Origin of the sequence: Lachnobacterium bovis DSM 14045 (assembly GCF_900107245.1) — a bacterium.
GTDB lineage: Bacteria > Bacillota > Clostridia > Lachnospirales > Lachnospiraceae > Roseburia > Roseburia bovis.
This window is the reverse complement of the sequence record NZ_FNPG01000023.1, coordinates 49,071-55,593: the sequence shown is the minus strand read 5'-3', so window position 1 is coordinate 55,593 and position 6,523 is coordinate 49,071. Positions and strand designations below refer to the sequence as shown.

The 6,523-nt window shown below is 33.9% G+C and carries 10 protein-coding genes; 1 reads left to right on the top strand and 9 read right to left on the bottom strand.

From position 1 onward, the window contains the following. Positions 1-217: IS3 family transposase (locus BLV79_RS09470; RefSeq protein ID WP_143470246.1), on the top strand; the 217-nt coding region annotated here is incomplete at its 5' end. A gap of 44 nt (positions 218-261) precedes the next feature. On the opposite strand, the gene BLV79_RS12595 is transcribed toward BLV79_RS09470, so the two are convergent. The 9 genes from BLV79_RS12595 to BLV79_RS09430 all read right to left on the bottom strand — a co-directional run bounded on the left by BLV79_RS12595 (position 262) and on the right by BLV79_RS09430 (position 6,434). Then, a complete protein-coding gene (locus BLV79_RS12595; RefSeq protein ID WP_200795893.1) occupies positions 262-399 on the bottom strand; it encodes a hypothetical protein in 138 nt (45 codons plus the stop codon). Further along, positions 396-584, bottom strand: a complete 189-nt coding sequence (locus BLV79_RS09465) for a MerR family transcriptional regulator (RefSeq protein WP_074718426.1) — start codon at positions 582-584, stop codon at positions 396-398. The genes BLV79_RS12595 and BLV79_RS09465 overlap by 4 nt, the downstream gene beginning before the upstream one ends. A 40-nt stretch (positions 585-624) precedes the next feature. Next, positions 625-1,701, bottom strand: a complete 1,077-nt coding sequence (locus tag BLV79_RS09460) for a Fic family protein (RefSeq protein ID WP_074718424.1) — start codon at positions 1,699-1,701, stop codon at positions 625-627. 532 nt (positions 1,702-2,233) lie between these two features. After that, positions 2,234-2,458 carry a DUF7010 family protein gene (locus BLV79_RS13355; RefSeq protein WP_074718422.1) on the bottom strand — a complete coding sequence of 75 codons (225 nt, stop codon included), beginning with the start codon at positions 2,456-2,458 and terminating at the stop codon, positions 2,234-2,236. Between the two features lie 67 nt (positions 2,459-2,525). Then, on the bottom strand, positions 2,526-3,008 hold the full coding sequence (locus tag BLV79_RS09450; protein ID WP_074718420.1) for a flavodoxin family protein: 483 nt from the start codon (positions 3,006-3,008) through the stop codon (positions 2,526-2,528). 134 nt (positions 3,009-3,142) lie between these two features. Further along, complete coding sequence (locus BLV79_RS09445; protein ID WP_074718418.1) at positions 3,143-3,955, bottom strand: YwqG family protein; 813 nt, start codon at positions 3,953-3,955, stop codon at positions 3,143-3,145. A gap of 20 nt (positions 3,956-3,975) precedes the next feature. Further along, on the bottom strand, positions 3,976-4,650 hold the full coding sequence (locus BLV79_RS09440) for a hypothetical protein (protein ID WP_143470245.1): 675 nt from the start codon (positions 4,648-4,650) through the stop codon (positions 3,976-3,978). A gap of 98 nt (positions 4,651-4,748) precedes the next feature. Next, positions 4,749-5,591, bottom strand: coding sequence for a DUF3737 family protein (locus BLV79_RS09435; protein WP_074718414.1), 843 nt, complete (start codon positions 5,589-5,591; stop codon positions 4,749-4,751). Positions 5,592-5,618: 27 nt separating this feature from the next. Continuing rightward, positions 5,619-6,434: an AIM24 family protein gene (locus tag BLV79_RS09430; protein ID WP_074718412.1), complete on the bottom strand. Its 816-nt coding sequence runs from the start codon at positions 6,432-6,434 to the stop codon at positions 5,619-5,621. Between the last annotated feature and the right edge of the window lie 89 nt (positions 6,435-6,523).

The following is a 6,523-nucleotide window of genomic DNA, read 5'->3' as shown; positions in this document are numbered from 1 at the left end:
TAATGCCAGATGTGAAAGCATGTGGGCGAGATTTAAAGAAGAACTGCTTTATGGACGTTACGATACCACTATCATGACGATTGAAGAATTAAAAACACTTATCTGGAGATACTTTATCAGCTATTGGAATAACCGGAGAATATGTTCTGCCAATGGCGGATTACCTCCGATAGTTAAACGACAACAATATTATTTATCGTTACATGAAGCAGCATAGTTCAAACATCCTTGAGAAAAAAGTGTAAACTGTTATTGACAATTTCAGAATTTTTTCATCTGGTCTCTTCTAATTGCTTCTCTAGTAACACTGTCATTTACAATGATACCCGCGAGTTCGAAACCGAATAGATTCTTCATTAACGCCAACTTGGATTGTGGACTCACTGAGTCCACAATCATTTCTTATCCTGCCCCATTTTACGAACTCTTCTCGGATCTTCCGGTTTTTTTGCATCTTTCGGAATCAGCCACATTCTTCCCATAAGAAAAGCTCCTTCAATTCGTCCTTCCTTACAATATATTGCTACTCTTCTTTGAGACACATTCCATTTCTTTGCACATTCTGCCGATGTTAGATAATCCATGCTTTATCCTCCATAATCCGGTTAAATTCATTTGTTTATATTACTTCTTTTCTAATATGATCCATTCACCTTTTTTATTTGAGCCAATTCGTTTCAGTACGCCTTTTTCAACCATAGACTGCAGGCACCGCTTAATTGTTGAATCCGAGCAGTCTAAACGAGCTGCCATCTCTTTTCGTGTTAAGCCAGTTTCTTCTCGTAACAACTCTATAATTTTAAGCTCACGTCCATCTAATTTTATCGGGTCATTTATTGGGTCATTTATCGGGTCATCGTGACCCAAGAAAAATTTACCACTAACATGCATTTCTCTATTGTGAAGCTCATATTTCTCATTCAGCAAAAGATTCCTTAAAAACATTTCAAGGAACTCTGTCGTCTCATAGATACCATTCTTTATGCTATTATAATTTGCCCTAACCAAAGCATTTCGAAAATACCAAGAGTGTTCCGCAAACAAATCATTTTCGGCATCAAATCCAAGCATGCGAAGATACTTTATTAAAAACACAGCTGTTGTTCTGGTATTGCCTTCCTCGAACACATGGATTTGCCAAAGTCTGGAAATAAAAACCGCTAAATGATGAATCACCTCATCCATTGTTAAACCGTTATAGCGAAAATCCCTTTCCTGCGAAAAATCATAATCTAGCGTTTCTCGAAGTTCAGTAGCTCCACCATAAGATACTGTATCTCCATCAAGAACCCATTCCTTTTTCGTGATATTATAATCTCTGATTTTTCCTGCATGGGAATAAATACCAAGGAACAGCTCGCGATGAATAGATAAATATTGTGTAGGCGAAAACGTAAATGCCTTCTCAGATAAGATTTTTGCAATTCTTGCAGACACCTTATCTGCCTCTTCTGTACGCGTCTCAACCTCAGAACGACCGTCTTTACTCTCGTAATAACTATTGATTAAGTCTCCGGCCTCATCTACAGAGATTTCACCGTCAATGTTCTTTTTTGCAGTCTCGTACAAGTATTCAGATGGTTTTAATCCATCAACATCCTGCAACCCAATCGCAGCCTGCCAAGCTTGTCCAAGTTCTTTTCTTGTAGGAGGAAGATTTTTTATATATTCCTCAAATGGATCTTTTTTTATATCTTTCATATCAAACCTCCATAAGCTAATCAAAACTCATCTATTTTATTATATTCTATGATGCGAACACTTTCAATGTAATACCTTACCATTTTCATGATTTGCTCTTTATAATTGTGCCAACACTGTCGGCACAATCTAAGATAAAAAATTATAAGTTCAAACAACTAACAACCCCACCAGACCGTGTCAATCTACAGCACATCTTCACTGCTTTTGACACGACCCGATGGGGTTGTTTGTTGGTAGTCAAGTACACTTAAGATTAAGTGCGCTTCGCCATATGTAATTGTATGTCACATCTCCAAAATCACTGTTATTTTGCTGTTTTGTCACATTTGTACAAAAACTGCCTGGGTTAAAAATGGGGTACAAATTCACCTAAAAATCCTCACAAGCCTTGCTATTACTGGCTTTAAGAGAATCGTGGAATCAGTTGCCGTGGCAGATAAATAGTATTTTTATCATACTTTAATCCCTCTCACCGTTGTGTCTTCGTCATTAAAATTATTTTTTTCTAACAACATCTCAACAAAACTCATCATTGATACGATTCAAAAAATCTAAGCTCATTATGTATGCTTATAACGAATATAATCTCCACAATTGTTAATGTTGCAGATAAAATAAATCCATTAAAAACACTCCCTAAAATAAGTGCGAATACTGGAATAAATATGGAAAAAATCTTATAAGATTTCGATTTATACAGCCATGAATATGGTAATAAATGGTAGCCCCTTTTTCTGTTTAATAATAATATCATTTCTTAATTCATCTAAATTCAAATATTTATCCTCCTGAAACTCCAATTGTTGCAAACAAATTTTTTTTCATGACAAGCTATCACAAAATTCCTGGATGCTTACTTCATTTTCATCCTTTGGTTTAACCTTTGGATCAAACAAAATAAGCGTTGCGGTCAATGTATTACCCTCTAAAGTATCTGTAAGTTTTTTAAATGCCTGTTCGGCTCCTTTTCCACTTTGACATGCAAAGGCTGCAAGCCTTTTTTCTTTTAATTCGTGATTATCCCTTATAAACGTTCTAAGTGGTGGCGTAATATTACTAGCCCAAACCGGAAAACCGAAAATAACCTGTTCATAAGAATTCCAATCTACAGAATATGGTTCTAATTCTGGAGTTTCTGCCATCATCGCACTTTTGCCACCCCAGAAGAACTTTGCAAATCCCTTTTCAGGGTATTTTTTTACTGGAACCAGTCTTAAAAGATCTGCTTGAAGTTTATCCGCAATCTTTTTTGCAACAAAATCTGTATTTCCCTCAAGAGAATAATAAACAATAAGTGTATTCATTCCAAAAGCCTCCCTAAAAATCTCAAATTATAAACTATTATAATATATTATACCGCACTTTAGTTCAAAAATTATAAAAAGTTATAAATCTCATCCTATTATGGAAGGACAATAGCAGATTATATACCTATATTTTAATAACAATCCCAGTTGTAAATTACATCTTCAAAGTTTCGATTTTTTAAATCCTCATCTGTAATAAAAAAGTTAGCAACACCCGAATCTCCCCACATAAGAATATCCTCTTTGCTATCATATAAACTATCTAGTTGTATAAACAACTTATTTTCATCATCCTTATCTCTAATTTCCCACTGGGTAAAAAACGGATACCCACCTATTCTTGATCCACCGCTGCATATTTTTTCATAGAATTCTTCAGCGACTTCATCTTCCAAATCTGAGTACGATTCAATTCCTAATTTTGGTTCTATAAATTCCTCGAAAATTTTATCCATTTCCATTGTATCTACATTTGGAAATTGCTCTTCTTCAACGAATATTACTTTATACTCTTTCTTTGGATCAAACGGCAACATTACCGTATCTTCTGCTTCATCAGGATTTGGCATTAATTTCTTAATTTCATCAATATCCATTGCATTATCTGTGTTTTCATGGTAGATGATTCTCCATGCCACCTGATCTTTCGGATTATCAAAATCCAATCCACTCAAATCATCATCTGCAACATATATCTGTAACAGACCTTTTTCAGGATAGCTTTCCATTTTAGGAACCTGCTCAAAATTAATCTGTAACATTAGATACAATTTATCACCTGTTCCTTTATCAACAGGCCATTCTCCGCCTTCAGGTATATAGGGAATTCCTGATAACTTGCTGTCTGTAAGCTCTGTTGAAGCCTCTTCAAAATCCATCGCAATGCTTTTTTTCTTTCCCACTTTTTCAAGAATTTCTATAATATCATCTGCTGTTATATTCATTTATTGCTTGTCTCCTATCTTTAATACTTATATTGGTCATTTGAGTTATATTGGTTACTTAAGTTATACTGATTATTGAGGGCATACTGATCATTTGGGGCATACTGATTATTTGGGTTATACTGGTTATTAAGGTTGTACTGATTATATTGATTTTGAGAATTATTCATATAATAATCTGTAGTTCTCTTTGTACTTGTCAAAAGAATAAATGGTACAATATACTGAATTACTGGGAAATAACAAACTATTCCTAGAATTATTGTCAAAACTATCCCTATTCTTTTTTCTATTCCCGCTTTTATACATGCAAGCATAACGATTACTGACGAAAGGAAGCTCACTATAGCCATAAAAAACCAAACAGCAATGCTCATTACAATCCCAATAGGCACAACTAAGATAATAAGCGAATATATTGTAAGTAAAAATGCTGGCAACAATTGTGGTACCTTTACAAAAACAGCAACCTTACTTGCAGCATTCGCATCAAACCTTTTATCTGCAAATAGTTTAATGATTCCAATAATGTAACAAACTACAAAAAGTATTAAGCAACCATCAAAAAATATACTTCCAAACTTTACTGGACCTTTTTTTGTAAAAAGATCATCTATTTTTACTGAAAAAATCATAGCAAACAAAACCAAATAATATACCAAAGCGATTGGCACATACCATAAATATTTTTTCATTTTTCCCCTTTTTATCTTTCTTTTTCTCTTCTTTTTTTCTTTTGTATCTTTTCTTTTGTGTTTTTTAGCCACTTTATTTCATTGTTTTTTTCTATGTATTATTTCTCATCAGATATCACAACTACACCCTTGGCATTTTCATCATCCATAATTATCTCCGAAACATCCTGCACAACAATCTTTCCTTTCATAGGATTCTTTATGCTTATTACCGAAGATGTTATTGTAGCCTCGACTTCAGATTTTTCAAAAGCAAGATCTGTATCTACCATTTTGCAATTTATCAGTTTAAGATTCTTGCAATAACACAAAGGCTGAGTCCCAATAAGCGTACAGTTTTCAAATGTAACATTTTCGCAATACCACGCAAGATATTCTCCCTTAATTACGCTGTTTTTTATAACGACATTGTTAGCATGCCAAAAAGCATCTTTTGTGTCAAAATTACAATTGTCAAATACAGAGTCTGTTATGTATTGGAAAGAATATTTTCCTTTTAAGGTTACATTGTCAAAATTTAATCTGTCCGATCTCATCATAAAATATTCACTGACAACATCTGTATCCTTCATGTCTATGTTTTTTACAGACCAACCAAATTCCGGTGATACAATATCGCAATTTTGAATTTTTACATCTGAGCATTCCCTAAGTGCCTTAATTCCGTGTAATTTTGAATTAGAGATTCCTGCATCATTTGTATACCATAGTGCCGCTCTACAGTTTTCTGTCATCTCGCATCCATCTATTTTTAATACATTATCATGCCAAAAAGGATATCTTAAATTAAAAAAACTATCCCTTACTTCTACATTAGAGCTCTCTTTAAAAGCACTTTCTCCATCAGCAGGTCCATCAAATTTACAGTTATCCACTGTGATGTCTTTGCTTCCATAAAGAGCTCTTTCTTCATCAAATTGTTTATCTTTTATATACGTCATTTAAAATATCCTCACTTTTTTAAAAATCTATCTGTTATTATTTGGATTTGCATTCATTGTATTTGCTGCACTAAAAAAAGAGTCTGTTGGTGCAACTGGGCTCATTAATACTCTACCTGTTCCTCTGTAAACATTTACAAGACCTTCTCCACTTGCTGCTGAGCCAATTAGTGTTTTTGTAGTTCTTTCTACTGTAAAATCAAGATTTGATGACCAGCACACTGCAAGATTTCCATCAATTTTTAATGTGTCATTTTGAAGTTCAACTTCAATTAGTTCCTCATATGGAACATTGCTTTCTAATGCCGCCACACCTGAACCTGATAAACTTAAATTAAATAAACCCTCTCCACCAAGTGCTGCTGATGAAAGATTTTTTCTTGATACAACATTCGTGTTTATTGTCCCTGAGCAAGCATAAAACATTCCATCTTCAACCGTTATGCCTGTACTCCAATCTGCCATATCTACTAAAATAATGTGTTTATACGTTGGCTCTAATACAAGCAATCCATCACCTGTATATAACGGTTTGATAGCTGCCTCACCTGTAACAGCACCTTTCATCATTTTTCCGAAAAAGTCACCAACTCCTTTAACCCCTGTAGTAACATTTACATTTCCGCCAATCCATTGCATTGCTCCAGCCTGAATCATTGCTGAATGATTATTATTAATCTCAATAACAAGTTGTCTTCTGCGAACACTCATCTGTCCCATAAAGTATTCTACCTGAGCATTCATCATCGATACACTACAATCTTTTTCATACTCTAGCACATGAAAACTTCCCTTATTTTCTACAAATTTTCTTGTATCATTCTCTAAATTACATATATTCATCTTATCCCTCCGAAAAAATTATTATCTAACGTTTCAATCAATAATATTATAAACTATTTTCTTTTGATTATAAATCTTTAATTAATAAC